Raw genomic sequence first — 18,942 nt, 5'->3', positions numbered from 1 at the left:
AAACTGCACTGAGCTAAACTTTTCTATGGAGCATTGAACAAAACTCTGGAGGTGGAAAAAATGGATATTCTTCAAACCCTGAGAACTGTTTATGATTCTTTAACCGCTGCTGAAAAAAGGATAGCTGATGTGATACTGACAAATCCAAGAGGTGTTCTTGAATGTTCCATAAGTGAACTGAGCAGACTTGCAAATGTAAAAAGCGAGGCTTCGGTAGTTAAATTCTACAGAAAACTGAATTTAAGCAGCTTTCAGCAGTTTAAAGTGTTACTTGCTCAGGATCTATCGAAAGCTCCGCTGGAAATTGTTTATGAAGATGTTTCTGAGCAGGACGACTTGAAGACAATTACTCAAAAGATTTTCAAAGCCACAGTTAAAGCGATTCTCGACACACTTGATAGTATAGATTTTGATGCCATTGAAAAGGCTACTGATCTCATAAAAGAAGCAAACAGAGTGTTGTTTTTTGGTTTTGCTGCTTCAGCTGCAGTGGCTTTTGATGCATTTCACAAATTTAGCAGGATAGGAAAAAATTGCCTTTTTTCGAACGACGAACATATAATGGCCACATTGCTTGCAAATTCTATTGCTGGCGATGTGCTTGTAGCTGTTTCTCATTCTGGAGAGACGAAATCCATGGTTTCGCTGGCAAAAAAAGCAATTGGACTTGGAGTTCCTGTTGTTACTGTTACTGGTAATAGAAAATCAAGTTTAGCAAAAGTTTCTACGGTTGTCCTTTGCACCAATACAAGAGAAACACGTATAAGAACAGATGCCATGACATCTCGTATTGTTCAATTGGTGATTCTTGACACAATATACACGATGCTTGCGGCAAAAGATCCAAAAGCAGTAGAGAGCCTTAATAAAAGCAGGCTGGCTGTTTCGGAGTTGAAGTATTGATATCTTTCAGGAGGGGAACGGTGTGAAAACGGTAATTGTTGCTACGAGAACATTCGGAAAATATTCGGAAGAACCCGTGAAATTGTTAGAAAAAAATGGTTTCACATTGCTTCGGCCGGAATACCTTGATGAAAATATTTTAAAGAGAGCAGATGCAATTATACTTGGTACAGGCAAACTTAGCGGAGAAATGATAAGACACTCTTCCATAAAAATAATTGCAAGACATGGAGTAGGAGTGGACAACGTTGATTTGAAAACAGCCACAGAACTTGGTATACCTGTTACGATAACGCCGAATGCTAATACTGTATCAGTGGCAGAGTTGACTATAGCACTTATATTAGCCCTTTCGAGGAGATTGATAGATTCGTACAGAGAGATCTCTGAGAAAAAGTTTTCTCCTGTGACAGGAATAGAAATTTTTGGCAAGACGCTTGGAATAATAGGTTTTGGGGCAATAGGAAGGGAAACTTCCAAAAGAGCAATCTGTCTTGGAATGAAAGTTCTGGCGTGTGATCCGTATGTTGAAAAAAACATAATAGAAAGACATTCCGTAGAAGCTGTTGACCTTGAAACTTTATTGAAAAACAGTGATTTTGTTTCGCTCCATGTTCCATTGACTCAATCAACTAAGCATATGATAGGCAAAGAGCAACTGAAAATGATGAAAAAATCTGCATTTCTCATCAATACCTCGCGTGGAGGTATCGTTGATGAGCGTGCTCTTGTCGAAGCTTTGAAGGAAGGTTACATATCTGGAGCTGCCTTAGATGCCTTTGAGCAAGAGCCACTGCCAGAGGATTCTATCTTGTATGACTGTCCCAATCTGGTTTTAACTCCACATGCTGGGGCTCATACTTATGAAGCTATTTATAAAATGAATATGATGTCTGCTCAGGCAGTTGTGGATTTCTTTGATGGAAAGATTCCTCTGCATGTTGCAAATGAGAAAGTTGTTGAAAAACTGCTTGAAATGGGATTTTTAAGGGGATAATAGGTTTAACAAATGGAGGTGCCCCGGGCGATGGAAATGTACATTGGCGTCGATATAGGTACGACAGCTGTTAAGACTATTGTTTACAACTCTGATGCTAAAAAGATAGAAATGGACGTAAGTCAATCTTATGAAGCTTTCTCAAAAGGACATGGGCAGTTTGAACAGGATCCTCGTCAAATCGAAAGGGCTGTTTTCGAAACATTGAAACAGGTTTCCAAATCTTTTACAAATGTAAGAGCTATAGTCCTCGATTCTGCTCTTCACACTGTCATGTTGCTTAATGGTGACTTTGAGCCACTGAGTAATGTTATACCATGGCTTGATGAGAGATCTGTTGATCATGTTAAAAAGGTGATTTCAGATAATCAGCTTTCGAAGCATTTACATTTGAAAACTGGATGTCCACCGGATACAGTTTATCCTCTTTATAAACTCCTTTGGATAAAACAGAATGAAAAAGACATGTTGAATTCTGCCTCAAAAATAGTTTCTCTAAAGGATTACGTAATATACAAGTTAACAGGTGATCTGGTCAGCGATATAGGCGTTGCTTCTGGAAGCGGGTATATGGATATTGAAAAAAAAGTTTGGTGCGAAGAACTGTTAAAAGATTTTTTAGAAATAAGCAGTGAAAAATTGCCACAACTTGTTTCTCCAAAAACTGTTTTGAGATTGAGCAAAGAAGCAGCTAAAATCACTGGTTTGCCAGAAGGATTGCCGGTAGTGGTCGGTATCTCTGATGCAGCAGCTTCGAGTATTGGGGCTGGCGCCTTCGTTGAAAATTCAATAACGATATCTGTTGGTAGTAGCGCAGCTATAAGGGCTGTATTGAATCATCCTGTGAAACAATATCCTGTGAGTAGTATCTGGTGCTATGTGCTGGATGAGAATCATTATATCTCAGGTGCAGCCATCAAAAATGGTGGTTATGTTTTCGACTGGTATGTAAAGCTGTTTTGCTGTTATGATCATGAAACTATTGTAAAAAAGGTGGAGGAAAATCTGAATTTTTTGGATGAAAAACCTGTGCTTTTTTATCCGTTTATCTTTGGGAAAAGGTTTCCTGAGTTTGATCCTTCTCCCAGGGCAAAGTTTGATAACTTGACAAGTACGACGACGCAAGAACAAGTAGCCAGAAGTGTACTTGAGGGTATCGCTTTCAATCTAAAGAGAGCTTTTGATGTGGTGAAAACTATACCTGATTCACTTGAAAAAGTGTTTGCAACGGGTGGTCTAACGCGAGCGACTGTTTGGATGAAAATGCTTTCAGCTATTTTAAACCATCCTATTTTGGTCCAAAGTAAACGGCAGGGGGCTGCGCTTGGTACGATACTTTATTTTTTGAGCAAGGGTGATCTTCATTCTATTGGCGGTTATCTATCTAATAATGAAGTTGAGATTTTCCGACCTGATCGATCGCTTTTTGAATATTACAGCAAATTGTACAGAATGTGGGTGGAGAATTTCTGATTTATGTTCTTGCAATCACAAGAACCTCCGTTTCCCCATATTTTTTTGATTTCAGAATTTTTAATTTTTCAGGGATAACAACCTGTTCTGCTGCTGCTTTTTCAATAATGATTATCTGACCGAGAGACGGCTTTATTGAAAGAAGCTCGAGAAGTTTTTGAACAAAGCCAAGATTATATGGAGGATCGGCAAAAACAACATCAAAATTGTCGTTGCAGAGGTTGATGAATTTTCTGAAATCGGATTTCACAATTTTGAGTTCAACCCCGCATTTTTTCGCATTTTCAATGGCGGTTTTAATTGCTTTGCTTGAAATATCAACCGCAACAGCGTGTTTTGCTCCGCGGCTCAGCGCTTCGATTGACATCACAGCGCTCCCGCAAAAAAGCTCTAAAAAACTGCTTTGTGAAACATCAATCATGTTGAAAACAGCCTGTCTCACAAGTGAAGTTGTATATCTCGTCCTTGAATCAGGAACGGGATTCAAATGGTAGCCTTTGAGGGTTCCTCCTGTTATCTTCATACTTCCTCGCCACGCATATTTTTAATCTTTTCTTTAATTCGATTTAGATAATCGCCCTCAAGTGGGTAGTATTTCAAAATAAGTAGACCACCTATCGTAGCAATTATTGGTACGACACTGCATAGAATTCTGAATCCGGAAACAGCCGTTAGTGGTTGCATTTCTGCAGGTAAATTTGCATCATATCCGCTTGAAGAAAGCACAAATCCCATGATTAACGAGTTCAAAGAGATGCCGAGCCTTATTATAAGCGCGTTTGCTCCAAAATACATTCCTTCTCTCCTCTTGCCAGTTTTAATCTCATCTTCGTCAGATATATCGGCAATCATTATGTCAAAGACGATCAGAGCTCCGGCAAGGCTCATGGCAAGAGCAGAGGTTAATATAATTGCTTGAAAAAAGGTTTTCACGAATCCAAAACCAATCAGGAGTATTGCCCACAAAATCATTGAAACCTTCATGGTTTTTTTGGCTCCTATCTTCGCTGTTATTTTTTGCCAGACGGGTATGAGGAAAAAAGCCACGACGAATATTGAAGCTAAAAGCAAAGTAGTTTGTGTCTCACTGGCTTTGAGGACATATTTTGCATAAAATGGGAGTGTAGCTGTCAGCATGGTGTATGTAAATTGTAAAAGAAATGACGGCACGACATAGGTGAAAAAAGACCTGTTGAAAAAGGTGAACTTTATTGCCTCAATTATATTCAGAGTTTGTTGATGAGAAAACTCCGGGTTTTCCTTAATTCCAAACAGTGTCATATAGAGGATAGAACCACCAATCACTGCAAAGACCGCACCCATTTTCCCCCATCCAATCTTTGCAGCAATTACAGGGGTAACTGCTACTCCAAGTAAAAGTCCCGGTATGGCAAGAATTTGCCTTAGTCCGGAGATTTTTGCGCGTTCTTTGAGGGTTGGATACATCTCTGGAAACAAAGCAGTCCAGTTCAGGAAAACTATGGTGAAAAACGTATCAAATAGAAAGATCATAATCAGGTAGTAAATAACCAGAGCTGTTTTCTGGGAGCTATCGAAAGGTGGTGCCCAGAACATGGCAAAACTTATTGTTAGGGGCAGGGAAAACCATACAATATAGGGCTTTCTTCTTCCCCATCTTGTCTTCGTTGTGTCGGAAAGATATCCGAATAGAGGATCATTTATAGCGTTCCAGATTCCGTATAACACCATGATTATGCTTATTAAATGAGGCGGGGCTTTTAAAACATCGACGTAGTAGAAAATGGCAAAGGTGGAGATCGCGTTGGAAAACAAAGCAGAACTGAAAGATCCCAGACTGTATAGGAAATTTTTCACCTTTTCCACTCCTATTCAAGTTTAATGAAATCTTTGTTTGCGTTTAAAATATCTTCGAGTAATTTTGGAGCATCTTCAACATCTGGGCCCAGCGGGTGTAGAAGCATGGCCTTGAGCGCGAGGTTCTTCGATTTTTTAAGGTATGCGTCGATAGTTATGCGCTCGTACATTTTTACAATATGGATAAGCCCGGATGCAAATTCATCAGCAATACCAAGTGAGGTTGGAAAAACTTTTCCGGCTTTGACCATACATGGTATTTCCAAAACGTAATCATCAGGGAGATTGCTGATGGCTCCATTATTTCTTGTATTTAGTATATGCACCGAACCATTTGAAAGATGCAGATCTCTGATAAGATAGGCTGCTGCCGTTGAATACATGCTACCGCCTCGCTGAGAAAGCTGATCAGGGATTTTATCACCTGTTTTGTAAAGTTCGAGCAGCTGCTTTTCAATGGAGATTACTTTTTCGGCACGTGTACCTTCTTTTTTTATTTTTTTGAGCATTTTTTTCTCCATAAGATAGTATCTCAAATAAGAATTCGGATACATCTTCAGGCATTCTATTAACCAGCCCGGAAAATCTTCCTTTGGTATATTTGCAAGTTCCAATTTAACGGTCTCAAGCAATTTCTCAGTTGCATCTTCATTTTTCAAGTAGACTTTTTCAAGAAATGTCAGGTGATTCAATCCATAGTATTTGACGAATATGTCTTTCGGCGGATATCCAGTTACCTGTGAAATCATGTGAAGCAAATTTACCGGAATATTGCACAAACCTATGAATCTTTCGAAACCTATATAATTCATCACGAATTCTGTTATGTGACCCGAAGGATTGGTAAAGTTTATGACTGTTGCTTTGCTATATTTGTCAACCAGCTCGATGTATTTTTCAATGACTGGAAATGTTCTCAGTGCGCAGGAAAATCCTCCCATGCCTGTTGTTTCCTGGCCGATCAGATTGTAACGAAGGGGAATTTTTTCATCATTTTCTCTTGCTTTGAGAAAACCAACTCTGAATTGAAAAATCACATAATCGGCTCCTTGAAGTGCATCGATCAAATTTTTCGGTTTCACCACTTTGAAAAGGTCTTTTACCAGTCTTTTGCTGAACTGGTATATAGTTTCAAGCTTTTCTTCCGATTCTTCCAGATCGTACAGAATAAGCTCGTCTACTTTTACTTCGCTGGATATGTCCATGATGCCTTTGACAAGCTCCGGGGTATAAGTACTTCCGGCACCAATAACCGTTATTTTCATTTTTTACCCCCCCAGTGACTCAGTAAATTGGCGATAAAATTTTCATCGTATTTATAACCTGCTTTTTCAGCAGCGAGTAGCACCGCACCAACCACAGGAGGATGTTTTGGAATTATGAGAATGTATTCGTCGCTAAGAGCTGACTGTATCATGTTTATCAGTATTGGATCTGCTTTTTTGAAAAAGCTTCCCTCTAAGACAACCTTTACAGGAGAGGTAAAATACATTTCTTTTCTGTATGCTGTAACAATTTTTATTATTTCATCGACAATATTTCCCATTATTCTAAGTGCTACATAGTCAAATTGATGAGCGGCTTCGTAAAGAGATTGTATGAGTAAAATGGCATATTCTGCCAACTTTGACTTATCCTCATTTGCATATTCATAATGCATTATTTCTTCTATCGGCTGGTTTATTTTTGATTCGAATATTTGTTTCATAAGTGTGTTTTCATCTCTTTGGTCTTTTGACCTGATAATAGCAGAAGCTACCATACTTGCGATAACGAATGCTCCAAGTCTTTCACCGAAGAATCTCGAAAAGCCGCCCTTTCTTGCGATCTTCTTCCCATCTCCTGCATAGGTTATTCCACCGGTTCCACAACTTATCAGGATGCCTTTATCATCGAAAGTACCAGATTTCAGGGCTATTCTACCGTCATTATCAAAGTCATAGTTTTTCAATTGGAGTCTTTCGAGTATGGATTTAACGATTTTTATTTCATAATCCATATCTGCACCGGCAACACCAAAGTAAGAGTACGAAAGCTCATTATAATTTAAACTGGATTTTTGCAAAGCATCGTTTATAGCACTTTTTAAAATTTCGTAGGCTTTCTGCACTCCTACTCCTTGATAATTTGCCCCTGAAGCTCTGACGTGAGAGATCAATTTTCCATTTTTATCAACGATAGCAACATCTGTTTTACTTCCACCTACATCGATACCCATGAAGTACATTTTCTTTCCTCCCTTAGAAATCCTGCGCTTCTGGAAAAACGTGGAGCATAACAGGAGGCAGTATTTTGAATGACTCTGCCAGTTTGTCTTCTCCAACCTTTGCCCTCTCTTCTAAATAAAAATATAATGTCTGAAGAGTTTTTTCATCAAATTGGCTTTTATGATGGGATAGTGCAAGAAACTTTTTTTCAAGGTGCTTTCTCTCGATCTGATAAAAGTTATTAGGATTGGCTGTGTTGAAAAAACCAATCGCGTGCAGGATATGATCGGTTCTAAACTTGGAAATTTTTGGCAATTTATAAAAACTACTCGCCTGGGCAACAGCGAAACCGCATTTTATATGATCCGGGTGAATTTCATATGGTAAAAATGGGTCAACGGTAAAAACGATATCGGGCTTTAAGACAACGATATGTTCTGCTATCATTGACCTTAATTCTTTCAACTGGTAATCTCCTAAGTCTTCGAAATCAAGCCAGATCAGGTCATGTACACCAAGAATTTCAGCAGCTTTTTCTTGCTCTTCTTTGCGTATTTTGCTCAAAGTCTCTCCGATTAATCTTTCGTTGGTTGAACCGGCACTACCATCTGTCACTGTGAGGTAGAAAACTTTAGCGCCTTTTTCAGATAGCTTTGCCACCGTTGCTCCCATACCTATATCTGCGTCATCTGGGTGAGGTTGTATGCATAGAATTGTTCTGTATTCCTCTAAATCTGGCATTTTGAAAAAATTTCTGAGATGTTCTAGTAAAGAATTCATACATTCACCTTCTTTCTTGTTTTTCGGCTCTATTTAACTTTACCACAATGATTACTAATGTAGTTGTATAATCTTTCACTGGAGGCGATTAGATGCTGAAGTCTACGTTGAATTACATGTTGTTTTTACTTATTTTAAGCAGCTTGAAGATCTTCGGTTTCTATACGACGGTACCAGAGGTTTTGAGATTTTCAACTCTCCTGAGTACAACTGGCTGGCTGATTCTGTTTTTTCTTCTGTTCACTTTCTTTTTCAGAGAATGGGGGTTTGGTCTTTATTGCGTAATATCCATAGCACTTTTTATAGATTTTCTCTATTTTCAGAACTTTGGCAATCTTCCGTCTGTTAAACAGCTTGTTCTCCTGCCTCAAGTTGGAAAACTTGGGGCAAATATAAGGTATTTCACAAATTTTTTTTCCCTGCTGTTTGTTGCAGATTTAATACCACTTGGGATTTTTGATAGAAGGCGTTATTTACAATTGAGAACAACTGATTTCAGTACTCCCAAAGGATTGTTTTTGACAATGATTTTATGTAGTGTATTTGCAATTGTTCCCCTTGTATCCGAAAAATTGAAGCCTGGCCAGGTTTTTAACAGATATGGCTTTTTTGCGTACCATATTTTTGATATTGCTACAGTCTTTTCGAAACCTGAGCGAGAGAACTATTCAGTGACTCATATGAACCACGAGCAGCCATCTTCCAAAAAATATTGGTCCATTGCTTCAAATAGAAATATCATAGTTGTCCAACTTGAATCATTCCAGAATTTTCTGGTGAATATGAGATATAACGGTCAGGAAGTCACACCAAACCTCAACAAACTTGTCAGGAATGATTCGATATATTTCAACAATTACTATCAACAAACAGGTATAGGAAACACTGCCGATGCGGAATTTGTTTCGCTTGTCTCTTTGCATGTGCCAGGCGACGAAGTTGCTTATGAAAAGTATGCTGATATAGATTTTTATGCTCTACCAAGGATATTGAAAAATCATGGATTTCATACAGTGGCAATGCACGGTAACGTTGGTTGGTTCTGGAATAGATTCAAAATATACCCTCATCTTGGTTTTGAAAAATTCCTTAGTTTGGAAGATTTCAATCAGGATGAAGTATTCGGTATGGGGTTGAATGATGTTTCCTTTTTCGAACAGTCTGTGGATGTTTTGAAAAACTATCCCGAACCATTTTTTTCCTTTCTCGTAACAGTATCAAGTCATAGCCCTTTTGTTATACCGGAACAATATAGAAAACTTATGCTTTTACCGGAAGATGAGAATACGATGTTTGGAAACTATCTTCAGGCAGTTCATTATGCAGATTACGCCCTTGGAATTTTTGTAGATAGGCTGAAAAAAGCAGGGTTGTATGAGAGATGCATTCTTATACTGTATGGAGATCATGCAGGTTTATATCCATTCAATAAAGAATCAAAAGAAAGGTTGTCTGCGATCTTTGAAAAAGAATATACATACAAAGAGGCTATGAATATTCCTCTAATTTTTCATATCCCGGGTTGCAAAATCAATGAAATTGTAAGTACCGTTGGGGGGCAGATAGATTTCTTGCGTACAGTTCTTAATGTAATAGGGATAGACGATTCCGGCGTGGTTTCGTTTGGCAGGGATTTGCTCAATACTGAAGATGGTTTTGTAGCTTTACGATACCATGTTCCGGATGGTTCTTTTGTTGACGATGAAAGATATTTCGAGATATCGAAAGATGGAATCCTGCAGAACAGTCTGGCTGTGAATTATATTGAGGGTACCTCTCTGCCATATTATGAATGTCTGGATGGATTTAAAGCAGCCGTAAAGCAAATAGAGACTTCAAAGAATATGCTTGAAACAGCCGAAGCAACTTTGGCAAAATTGCGCTGAATAATAAATTAACTGGCGGGCCTGCCCCGCCTTTGTTTTTATTTCGAATATTTTGTTTCTAATTTATTCCATTTTTTTATTCCAACAATTTCATTGAATTCAGACCAGTTGACACCCATATGTGATATTTTTTCAAGATCTTTGTTTTTAAGCGCATTTAGAGCTTCCATAATAGCTTTTGTCGCAGGATACAGACATATCATCGGGACAGATAGATACTTAACCCCTAACTCGGCGAGTTTCTCCAGTTCAAAAATAGGTGTTTTTCCACCAGGTATGATGTTAAAAGAGATTGGCTTGGATACTTCTCTAACAAGCGTTTCAATCTCATAAAGTGATTGTGGAGTTTCGACATAAACGTAATCTGCCCCGGCTTCTGCGTAAGCTTTAGCCCTACGAACCACTTCTTCAAATCCGGCTACTGTTCTTGCATCAGTTCTTGCACCTATTACCATTTCCGGATTTTCTTCATTTTTCGCATCGGTGGCTGCTTTTATCTTGTTAATCATCTCCTCGAGAGGAACTATATTTTTTCCCTCCATGTGTCCACATCTTTTTGGCCAGACCTGATCTTCCAGCCTGATGCCAGCCACGCCTACTCTGGCAAAATTTTTTACAGCCCAGAAAACATTCAACGCATTTCCATAACCTGTATCAATGTCTGCATCGACGGGCAGTTCGGTAGCATTAACAATTGTTCTCACTCTTTCAAGCATTTCAGCAAACCCAACAAGACCTATGTCAGGTTGCCCTATGAGTGATGCAGAAATACCATACCCAGTTGTTCCAACAACTTCGAAACCTGCTCTTTCTATTAAAACAGCCGAGAGCGCATCGTATGCACAAACCCTGAGTGTCAGAACACCTTCTCTTTGAAGATATTCTCTCAATTTTTTAGCTTTTTCAAAAGATTTTGAATTCATTGGCCATACCCTCCCAAAGTAAAGATATTCTGAGATTTGTTTTTAGATGTAACATGTTATATAATTGCTTTGAACCATATAATATATGATATCATATATTATATGTGATATCTCAAAAAATATTTTAACATGAAATTTTATATCGGGAGGTGGTGTTATGAAATTAAGGTTTGGAATTTTTATGTTAGCTGTATTTTTTACCGGGATTTTATTCGCGGAAATTTACCCGGCAAAACCTATCACATTTATAGCTCCTGCAGGTCCTGGAGGAGGATGGGATACAACAGCAAGAGTGGTTTCTCAAATTTTGAAAGAGACTAATTTGGTGGATCAGCCAATAATTGTGGTCAACATGCCAGGAGGGGGAGGCGGTGTTGGTTTGGCTCATATGCAAAGTAAAAAAGGCGATCCATACACGATGATAGTTTTTTCTCCGCCATTGCTGTTGATAAATCTAACCGGTCAGACAGGTTATTCTTATAAAAATCTTACCCCGCTTGCAATGTTGATACATGACTATGGAGCATTCGCAGTTTCAAAAAAATCGAAATTCAACAGTATATCAGAAATTATGGAAGCTTTGAAAAAAGATCCCAAGAGTATTAAAGTGGGTGGAATATCTTCGTTTGGTTCTATGGACCATATACAGTTTCTCATTGCAGCAAAAGCAGCCGGTGTGAAAAATTTAAAAGATATAACTTACGTTTCTTTTCAGGAAGGAGAACATCTGGCGGCTTTACTCGGAGGGCATATAGATGTTTTATCCACCGGGCTGGCTGAAACTGTTACAGCAATGCAGGCAGGAGCAGTAAGAGTTTTAGCGGTAACTGCTCCACAGCGAGTAGGAGGTATTTTGTCATCTGTCCCTACTCTTAGAGAGGAAGGAATAGACGCGGAATTCATAAATTGGCGTGGATTCTTTGGACCACCGGATATGCCATCGTATGCAGTGGATTATTGGATAAATACTTTTAGCAAAATGGTTCAAAGACCAGAGTGGGACAAAATTGTTTCGAAATACAGCTGGACTAAGGCATTTATGAATGGAAAAGATTTCGAAAATTACCTGGATAAAGTTAATGAAAACTATAAAGAAATACTCAGAGAGATCGGTTTGTACAAAGAATAGTTTAATCCTGCAGGGTTCTCCCTGCAGGAATCTGGAGGGTCTATTATGAAACAAAGTTCTGAAAAAATATTGGCTATAGTGGTTTTAAGTTTTGGAGTCATGTACATAATCACAACATTGGGGTTGCCAAGAGCACCGGTGGGAAATCCTATGAGCCCGCTTTATTTTCCCATAGGTCTGGGGATTTTAATGAGTGTTTTAGGGTTTTTAATGCTTATTAGAACAGAGGGCAGTAAAGTAAGGAAAGAGGTACCAAAAAGAAGTTATTTTATGATACTTACGATTCTATGTGCCTGCTTTGCTTATGCTATGTTGTTCAAAATAATTGGGTTTGTGGCATCAACAATGCTGTTTTTGGTGGGTTTGTTGTTTTTACTCAACGGGTATAAGAAATGGTTGATAAATATTATCGTTGCAATTTCATACACGTTTGGTATATGGTATGTGTTTGAAAAAATTTTCATGATCAGCTTGCCATAGGTGGTGATCTGAATGGAGGCGTTGCAACACTTAATATATGGACTTGAAGTTGTTTTAAGACCATCAAATATGCTTTGGATAACCATTGGAAGTGTTCTTGGTACTATTCTGGGGATGGTTCCTGGCCTTGGACCAGCCACGGGTATAGCTTTGCTTTTGCCACTAACATTTGTGTTAAAGCCCGAGACAGCTCTAATAGCAATGGCTGCAATTTTCTTTGGTGCTATGTTTGGTGGATCACGAAGTTCAATCTTACTCAACATCCCGGGAGACGCATCAGCAGTTGCGACTTGTTTTGACGGATATCCTATGGCAATGAATGGCGAAGCTGAAGCTGCTCTTGCTATCTCAGCGATAGCTTCTTTTATAGGTGGCCTGCTTGCTGCAATTGGCTTTGTTTTTCTTGCTTTGCCACTTGCAAAAATTGCTTTAATGTTCGGGCCACCTGAGTATTTTGCACTTATGGTTTTAGCTTTGACTGCCACAGCCTCTCTATCGGAAGGCAAGGTTTTGAAGGGATTATTGTCGATGACAATAGGGTTGATGATATCGGTCATTGGGCTTGATCCCCAATCGGGTGTTTCCAGATTTACGTTCGGTGTTTTGGAACTTCAAGGAGGAATTGATTTCATAGTGGTAATTATGGGAGTTTATGGTTTGGGTGAGGTACTAAAAAATCTTGAAAAGATGGCTAAAAAAGAATCTAATAGATCCATCCAAAAAAAAATTCAAGCGAATTTGGATTACAAAAGAGCAATGGAGAAGGAGTGTCGTACCAATATTGAGATCTGCACCTTTAGGATTCCTGATAGGAATACTACCCGGTGCAGGAGGAACTATAGCAGCCCTCATGTCTTATAACGTTGAAAAGAAACTCTCAAAAAATCCAGAAAAATTTGGTAAAGGAGCCATTGAAGGAGTTGCAGCGCCAGAATCGGCAAATAATGCTTGTTCTATAGGGGCTATGATACCAACTCTCACGCTGGGCATACCCGGGTCTGGTACAGCGGCAGTCATGCTTGGTGCACTCATGATCTATGGGCTTCAACCAGGGCCTCTTTTGTTTCAACAATATCCCGAAATTGGCTGGGGTATTATCGCAGCACTTTTTGTAGGAGACATTATATGCGCCGTGATCAATCTTCCTTTAGCAGGGCTACTTGTGAGAGTGCTTGCAGTACCTCCAAAATACTGTATCCTTTGGTTGCTGCCCTGTGTTTCATAGGTGTGTATGCTGTCAATGTGAGTACAGTTGATTTTTATCTCCTAATAATATTTGGATTACTCGGATATGCCATGAGAAAATTTGAAATTCCAACTGCTCCATTGATTTTGGCAACTGTTGTAGGTGGAAAATTAGAGCAATCATTCAGGCAATCTTTGATGCTCTCTGACGGTGATTTCACAATATTTTTTCAATCTAAGATTTCTTTAGTTCTTATATTGTTGACGGTTTTTTCGCTGTTTTATCCGTTTATATCTAAGAAAATCAAATCAAAGCGCTTGGGAAAATAGTATAATCAGTGAACTGAGGAGGAATTGCTTTGACAGTTATAGGTAGAAAATCTTTGAAGGATGAAGTAGTAGAAAGAGTAAAAGAATACATACTGAAAGGGCGTTATTCACCGGGTCAAAAGATAGTAATCGATAGCCTTGCCAAGGACCTTGGCGTTAGCGTAACGCCAGTAAGAGAAGCATTAAATTATCTTGCGGCTGAAGGGCTTATTGATGTAGAACCTCATAAGGGTTTCTCAGTGAAAAAATGGAATAGAAAGGAAATCGAAGATCTGCTTTTATTGAGAATGTATCTGGAGAGATTAGCTGTGAGACTTTTTATAGAAAGAGGCTATGATGAAAACATATCAATTTTAGAGCAGATAGTGAAAGAAATGTCAATTGCAGCTGATTCCGAGAATTTGCAAAGATTGTTACAGCTCAATACAGATTTTCATAATGTTATAGTAATGGGATCTAAAAACGAGGAGCTCAGAAAGGTTATATCTGCTTTGCGAGATAAACTTTACAGAGTAAGGGTATTTTCGCTTTCCTATCCGGGGCGAATTAAACAGTCTTATCAAGAACATTTGCAAATATACAAAGCAATAAAGAGCAAAGATATAGAATTATCCGAGAAATTAATGGAGGAACATATAAAATGCGTAAGAGATGTTCTTATCAAGAGAGCCAGTGAAGGTTTGATTTAACTTGTGCCCTGCAAGAAGTCTTCATCCTGCAGAAAGTGAAGATGAGTTGCAGCAGACAAATATTTATTTTTGTATGCAATTACAAGCAATCAGCATGTGGACCACCTGAGACTATAAAGATAATGCCTTTACTATCGAATTTTCCAGTGGCAAGTTTGGTCGGTGAAGCAGGAAGCCACCGCTATAGGAGGAATGGTTCACAAAATTGAAATATGATGTGGTGCCAGCCATACAAGGCTGGCTTTTTTATTAAAGATATTTTTAGAAAAGTCACGATAAGACAAGATATTTTTTAAAAAATGGAGGTTTTTAGTTTAAAACAGTAAAAATTATTTTGTTATTCGAGAATTTTCCCATTTTACAGCTTTTGACTGAGAGTGATATTTATGATAAGTTAGTTGCAGTATGCAAGCAACTAACAAGAGGTGAAAAACATGCTGAACCATCTGCACCATCAAATACTATCCTGTCTCAAAAAAAATGGACCTATGACAGCTCAGGGCATTAGCGAAGAATTATCTGTAAATGAATCAACTATTTCAAGAAATTTGAGATATCTTCTTGAGTGCGGAATAGTTTTTGTAAAAGATCATCTGCCTGCTAAAAGTGCTGGTGGGAGAAAACCCCGACTACTTTGCTTGAATCCTGAGTGGCTCAAGCTACTTGGTATATCTGTAGAACAAGGAGAGATATGCTGGACAATCAGCGATTTTCTGGGAAGAGCTCTTTTTTTTAAAAGATTAATTACTAATATTGATAGAGAAAATTTTGAACAAGTTGTTTCCAAGGTTTTATTTGAAAATTCGTTTGATGTTGTGACAATAGCTATGCCGGGATTAATAAAATCTTCTGAGAATTTCATCGTGTTTTCTGAAGCACTTGGCATAGAAAATTATTCCCTGAATGGTATTTATCATGGTCCATTTTTGCTCTTTAACGATGCAAATGCTGCCGCAGCGTGTTATTTGAATTTTGCAAACAACCTGGTGTATTTACTGCTTTCAATCCCCTATGAACTTTCAAAGCCTGTCGGACTTGGAGCGGGCATGGTTATAAACGGGACGATTTATGAGGGTAGTAATGGGTCTGCTGGCGAGCTTGGAGAAGGTGTCCCGGTAATAAGAAAAACGCCTTTTACAGTTGAAGATCTTGAAAAAAACAGAAATCTTTTAACAGAACACGAGAATGATCTCGAAGCTTTTATAAAGCATATCTGCGATAAGGTTGCAACTGCGGTTAATTTAATTGACCCGGAGTTGTTTGTCCTTGGAGGGGATTTTCATCTACTTGGGGAGCGCGTTCTTTCAAAAGTAATAGATAAGATAGAAAGCCAGGTTACTGTGAAGAGGGTGAAAAAAATCAACTGGCAACTGGATATGAGTGGTTCTAAGACAGTTGCGCTTGGTTCTGTTTTGGCATTCTTAGAAAGGTTTTTCTACGATTATGAATTTGCGAAATACGTTTTTGAAAGCAAAGGGTGCGTTCAAAATGGGAAGATATGAGAAAGTTTTCTTTTGCGGTGTATCAAATTCAGATGATTTAAAAGTTGTTTTGAATTACGATATTGGTGGAGTTCTCCTTTATCCTTCGGTTTTCGAAGATCCATCTGAATTTGCTGAGATAATGTGCAATCTTGAGGGAAAAAAGTTGTTGGTTTCCACAGATCACGAAGGCGGTCAGCTTGAAATTTTGCCGTTCATCCCTCAATCTCCGGGTAATCTTCTCTTCGGACAAACAAATCCGGATTTTGTGTTCAAGTATTGTAATTTATCCGGAAAATTTATGAAAGAACTTGGAATAAATATGATCTTTGCGCCTGTATTGGATTTAAAGTTCCCGGAAACTAACCCTGTGATTGGTTACAGAAGCTATGGAAGCGATCCAAAAAAAGTTTCCGAGTTTGGATTATCTGCTATAAATGGTTATAAAGCAGCTGGTTTGCTTTCGTGTGCAAAACATTTTCCTGGCCATGGTAGAACTCGCCAGGATAGCCACCAGGAAATTGCTGTTGTCGATATTGATCGTGAAGAACTTGATAAGGACCTTTATCCGTTCAGGATAGCTGTTCAAAATGGTGTCGATTCTATAATGATGGCACATGTAATCTATTCAAAGATCGATGAAAAACCGGCCTCAATTTCAAGAAGATTCATAGACTCCATGCTCAGGAATGAGTTGCAGTATGATGGTTTGATCATAAGTGATGCTGTGGAAATGAAATCTCTTTCGCGGCATTACAGCCCTGAAGATATATTAGTGGATTTTTTTAGTTCAAGAGGAGATATGCTAATAATTTCTCGCCCCAGAACTTTGAGAATCTATGTTGAAATGCTTCATAAACTTATCAAAAATGGAAAACTTGAAAAAACATTTCTTGCCGAAAGTATGCAACGCATAGAAAAAATCTCTCCTGCTATTGAGGATAGTTATGGATTTATCCGCCATGCAATTGAAGAAGCGGTGGAATTTCATATTGAGCAATTGAGATCAGAACAAGCTGTATTGGTGCTTCCCGATTTGACATTTTACAGTGAGGCAGATGTATCTGAGCGCTATCTCGAATTTTTTAAGAAACAGGCAAAAAGGTTTTTAAAGGCAAAGATTATTCCTTTCAGTGGGATCAACAGTGTGTCTGGAAATGTTCTGATTATAGATCTTTTGATTGATGCTTCGGATAAAGAAATAGTTGCCCATAGAAAGTTGTCGGAAAATTTTGAAACAGTTCACATAATAACGAGAAATCCATTTCTGAAGACGTATTTCTGCGATAGAAATTATATCGTTACCTACTCCCTTTCTCCGATTGTTATGGGGTATGTTTTTAAAAAAATATCACGGTTTTTAAAAGGGGGTGTTTGAAGATGTTGAGAAAGTTTTTTATCTTTGTCATACTCGTCCTTGTAGTCATCAGCTTTGGAAAAACCAAACTTACATTCTGGCAATTTATGATGGATGATGCTCTGGCAAAAGAAGTCCTTTCCGGTTTTTCAAAGGAGTTTCCCGATATTGAAGTGGAAGTAGTTCAGCTTTCATGGTCGACTGGATTTGACAAGATAGTTACTGCAATCGCAGCCGGGGCTGCGCCGGATGTTGTGGAATTGGGAAATACATGGATAGCAAATTTTGCTTCAGAGGGGGTACTTTCGGAACTTCATCCGGAGGATCTTGAAAAATATAGGGATTTTCCGGGTATGAATAGTACTGAATACATGGGAAAATACTACGGCTATCCATGGTTGCTTGGAACACGCGCCATGTTCTACAATGTTGATCTTATGATGAAAGCAGGGCTTGATCCGGATCGGCCGCCGCAGACGTGGTCTGAATTGCTCGAGGCTGCCAGAAAAATTTCTGAATTGCCGGATGTTTACGGAATTGGTTTGCCTGCTGGAGAAGTATATAGCCCGTGGCAGGAATGGTTTTTGCTGGCTATATGGGGAAATGGTGGAAATGTTATTTCCAAGGATTTGAAAAAAGCTACTCTCAACTCTCAACAGAATAGAGATACGGCCAGATTTTATCAAGAACTTTCTAAGTACGCTTTGAAAAGCAAACAAAAAGATCTCGGTGATGCGTTTGGAGAAGGTCGGGTAGGTTTTTTAGTAAGTGGGGCCTGGTCAATAGGAACGCTTGCACAATCATATCCAAATTTAAATTATGGTGTATGTCTTATACCAAAACCTGATAAACCTGACGGAATTCATGCTTCATTTTTAGGAGGGGAAATACTCGCTGTGCCTTCTCAGACAAAAAATGTAGATGCTGCGAGAAAATTTATAAATTATCTTATGAGACCAGAGATAGCTATGATCATAACCAAACATTATCCAGGGGTCTATCCTGCTGATCCAAAGGCTTCTTCAGACCCATGGTTTGAGGACAATCCATTACACTTAGTCTTTTTTGAGCAATTGAAAACAGCTTTTCCTGTTCCGCCGACTCCTGCATGGCCAAAAATCGAGGATGTTCTGACGAATGTGGTAGATGATTTGATAATTTCCTACAAAGATGTCGATGAAGTTTTGAATTTCTACAACACGGAAATTCAGAGAATTCTCGATGAGGTGGGTATGTAGAAAAAAACAGGGAGCTCTGGCTCCCTGTTTTTGGTGGAGTGAAAAATT

At 38.7% G+C, this 18,942-nt stretch carries 16 protein-coding genes and 1 pseudogene; 11 read left to right on the top strand and 6 right to left on the bottom strand.

Going from position 1 to position 18,942, the window contains the following annotated elements; genetic code table 11:
- Positions 1-60: 60 nt before the first annotated feature.
- Genes TLET_RS00265 through TLET_RS00255 form a run of 3 tightly spaced genes read left to right on the top strand, consistent with a single transcriptional unit; the run spans position 61 to position 3,373 of the window.
- The gene (locus TLET_RS00265) at positions 61-903 is read left to right on the top strand and encodes a MurR/RpiR family transcriptional regulator (RefSeq protein ID WP_012002103.1); all 843 of its coding nucleotides are present in this window, start codon (positions 61-63) and stop codon (positions 901-903) included.
- A gap of 22 nt (positions 904-925) precedes the next feature.
- Positions 926-1,900 (top strand): phosphoglycerate dehydrogenase, encoded by a 975-nt coding sequence (locus TLET_RS00260; RefSeq protein ID WP_012002102.1) that lies wholly within the window; start codon positions 926-928, stop codon positions 1,898-1,900.
- 30 nt (positions 1,901-1,930) lie between these two features.
- On the top strand, positions 1,931-3,373 hold the full coding sequence (locus TLET_RS00255) for a gluconokinase (RefSeq protein WP_012002101.1): 1,443 nt from the start codon (positions 1,931-1,933) through the stop codon (positions 3,371-3,373).
- Between the two features lies 1 nt (position 3,374).
- Here TLET_RS00255 and rsmD read toward each other — a convergent pair whose 3' ends face one another.
- Genes rsmD through TLET_RS00230 form a run of 5 tightly spaced genes read right to left on the bottom strand, consistent with a single transcriptional unit; the run spans position 3,375 to position 8,196 of the window.
- Positions 3,375-3,896: a 16S rRNA (guanine(966)-N(2))-methyltransferase RsmD gene (rsmD, locus tag TLET_RS00250; RefSeq protein WP_012002100.1), complete on the bottom strand. Its 522-nt coding sequence runs from the start codon at positions 3,894-3,896 to the stop codon at positions 3,375-3,377.
- Positions 3,893-5,209, bottom strand: a complete 1,317-nt coding sequence (locus tag TLET_RS00245) for an MFS transporter (RefSeq protein ID WP_012002099.1) — start codon at positions 5,207-5,209, stop codon at positions 3,893-3,895. Before TLET_RS00245 ends, rsmD begins: the two co-directional genes overlap by 4 nt.
- 11 nt (positions 5,210-5,220) lie before the next feature.
- Entirely contained in the window at positions 5,221-6,474 is a 1,254-nt protein-coding gene (locus tag TLET_RS00240) for a 6-phospho-beta-glucosidase (RefSeq protein ID WP_012002098.1), read from the bottom strand.
- On the bottom strand, positions 6,471-7,436 hold the full coding sequence (locus TLET_RS00235) for an N-acetylglucosamine kinase (protein ID WP_012002097.1): 966 nt from the start codon (positions 7,434-7,436) through the stop codon (positions 6,471-6,473). The genes TLET_RS00240 and TLET_RS00235 overlap by 4 nt, the downstream gene beginning before the upstream one ends.
- Before the next feature lie 13 nt (positions 7,437-7,449).
- Positions 7,450-8,196, bottom strand: coding sequence for a PIG-L deacetylase family protein (locus tag TLET_RS00230; RefSeq protein WP_012002096.1), 747 nt, complete (start codon positions 8,194-8,196; stop codon positions 7,450-7,452).
- A 92-nt stretch (positions 8,197-8,288) separates the two neighbouring features.
- Between TLET_RS00230 and TLET_RS00225 the strand changes: the two genes are divergently transcribed.
- Positions 8,289-10,082: an LTA synthase family protein gene (locus TLET_RS00225; RefSeq protein ID WP_012002095.1), complete on the top strand. Its 1,794-nt coding sequence runs from the start codon at positions 8,289-8,291 to the stop codon at positions 10,080-10,082.
- A gap of 38 nt (positions 10,083-10,120) precedes the next feature.
- Here the strand turns inward: TLET_RS00225 and TLET_RS00220 are convergent, their stop codons facing one another.
- On the bottom strand, positions 10,121-11,005 hold the full coding sequence (locus TLET_RS00220; protein ID WP_012002094.1) for an isocitrate lyase/PEP mutase family protein: 885 nt from the start codon (positions 11,003-11,005) through the stop codon (positions 10,121-10,123).
- Between the two features lie 157 nt (positions 11,006-11,162).
- On the opposite strand from TLET_RS00220, the gene TLET_RS00215 reads away from it, so the two are divergent.
- The 7 genes and pseudogenes from TLET_RS00215 (at position 11,163) to TLET_RS00185 (ending at position 18,894) form a co-directional block, all read left to right on the top strand.
- Positions 11,163-12,134, top strand: a complete 972-nt coding sequence (locus tag TLET_RS00215; RefSeq protein ID WP_012002093.1) for a tripartite tricarboxylate transporter substrate binding protein — start codon at positions 11,163-11,165, stop codon at positions 12,132-12,134.
- Positions 12,135-12,179: 45 nt separating this feature from the next.
- Positions 12,180-12,614 carry a tripartite tricarboxylate transporter TctB family protein gene (locus tag TLET_RS00210; RefSeq protein ID WP_012002092.1) on the top strand — a complete coding sequence of 145 codons (435 nt, stop codon included), beginning with the start codon at positions 12,180-12,182 and terminating at the stop codon, positions 12,612-12,614.
- A gap of 12 nt (positions 12,615-12,626) precedes the next feature.
- Positions 12,627-14,129: pseudogene (locus TLET_RS11160) on the top strand (tripartite tricarboxylate transporter permease).
- Positions 14,130-14,158: 29 nt separating this feature from the next.
- A complete protein-coding gene (locus TLET_RS00200) occupies positions 14,159-14,818 on the top strand; it encodes a GntR family transcriptional regulator (RefSeq protein WP_012002091.1) in 660 nt (219 codons plus the stop codon).
- A 434-nt stretch (positions 14,819-15,252) separates the two neighbouring features.
- Positions 15,253-16,320: an ROK family transcriptional regulator gene (locus tag TLET_RS00195; RefSeq protein ID WP_012002090.1), complete on the top strand. Its 1,068-nt coding sequence runs from the start codon at positions 15,253-15,255 to the stop codon at positions 16,318-16,320.
- Positions 16,307-17,677, top strand: coding sequence for a glycoside hydrolase family 3 N-terminal domain-containing protein (locus tag TLET_RS00190; protein WP_012002089.1), 1,371 nt, complete (start codon positions 16,307-16,309; stop codon positions 17,675-17,677). The genes TLET_RS00195 and TLET_RS00190 overlap by 14 nt, the downstream gene beginning before the upstream one ends.
- A 2-nt stretch (positions 17,678-17,679) precedes the next feature.
- Positions 17,680-18,894: a sugar ABC transporter substrate-binding protein gene (locus TLET_RS00185; protein WP_012002088.1), complete on the top strand. Its 1,215-nt coding sequence runs from the start codon at positions 17,680-17,682 to the stop codon at positions 18,892-18,894.
- The last annotated feature ends 48 nt before the right edge of the window (positions 18,895-18,942 follow it).

The organism is Pseudothermotoga lettingae TMO, assembly GCF_000017865.1.
Lineage (GTDB): Bacteria > Thermotogota > Thermotogae > Thermotogales > DSM-5069 > Pseudothermotoga_B > Pseudothermotoga_B elfii.
This window is presented reverse-complemented; position numbering and strand designations above follow the sequence as displayed.

Coding starts and splice junctions, on each gene's coding strand:
- TLET_RS00210 (WP_012002092.1), top strand. CDS start 12,180: ATGAAACAAAGTTCTGAAAAAATATTGGCTATAGTGGTTTTAAGTTTT.
- TLET_RS00240 (WP_012002098.1), bottom strand. CDS start 6,474: ATGAAAATAACGGTTATTGGTGCCGGAAGTACTTATACCCCGGAGCTT.
- TLET_RS00195 (WP_012002090.1), top strand. CDS start 15,253: ATGCTGAACCATCTGCACCATCAAATACTATCCTGTCTCAAAAAAAAT.
- TLET_RS00265 (WP_012002103.1), top strand. CDS start 61: ATGGATATTCTTCAAACCCTGAGAACTGTTTATGATTCTTTAACCGCT.
- rsmD (WP_012002100.1), bottom strand. CDS start 3,896: ATGAAGATAACAGGAGGAACCCTCAAAGGCTACCATTTGAATCCCGTT.
- TLET_RS00215 (WP_012002093.1), top strand. CDS start 11,163: ATGAAATTAAGGTTTGGAATTTTTATGTTAGCTGTATTTTTTACCGGG.
- TLET_RS00225 (WP_012002095.1), top strand. CDS start 8,289: ATGCTGAAGTCTACGTTGAATTACATGTTGTTTTTACTTATTTTAAGC.
- TLET_RS00185 (WP_012002088.1), top strand. CDS start 17,680: ATGTTGAGAAAGTTTTTTATCTTTGTCATACTCGTCCTTGTAGTCATC.
- TLET_RS00235 (WP_012002097.1), bottom strand. CDS start 7,436: ATGTACTTCATGGGTATCGATGTAGGTGGAAGTAAAACAGATGTTGCT.
- TLET_RS00220 (WP_012002094.1), bottom strand. CDS start 11,005: ATGAATTCAAAATCTTTTGAAAAAGCTAAAAAATTGAGAGAATATCTT.
- TLET_RS00255 (WP_012002101.1), top strand. CDS start 1,931: ATGGAAATGTACATTGGCGTCGATATAGGTACGACAGCTGTTAAGACT.
- TLET_RS00190 (WP_012002089.1), top strand. CDS start 16,307: ATGGGAAGATATGAGAAAGTTTTCTTTTGCGGTGTATCAAATTCAGAT.
- TLET_RS00230 (WP_012002096.1), bottom strand. CDS start 8,196: ATGAATTCTTTACTAGAACATCTCAGAAATTTTTTCAAAATGCCAGAT.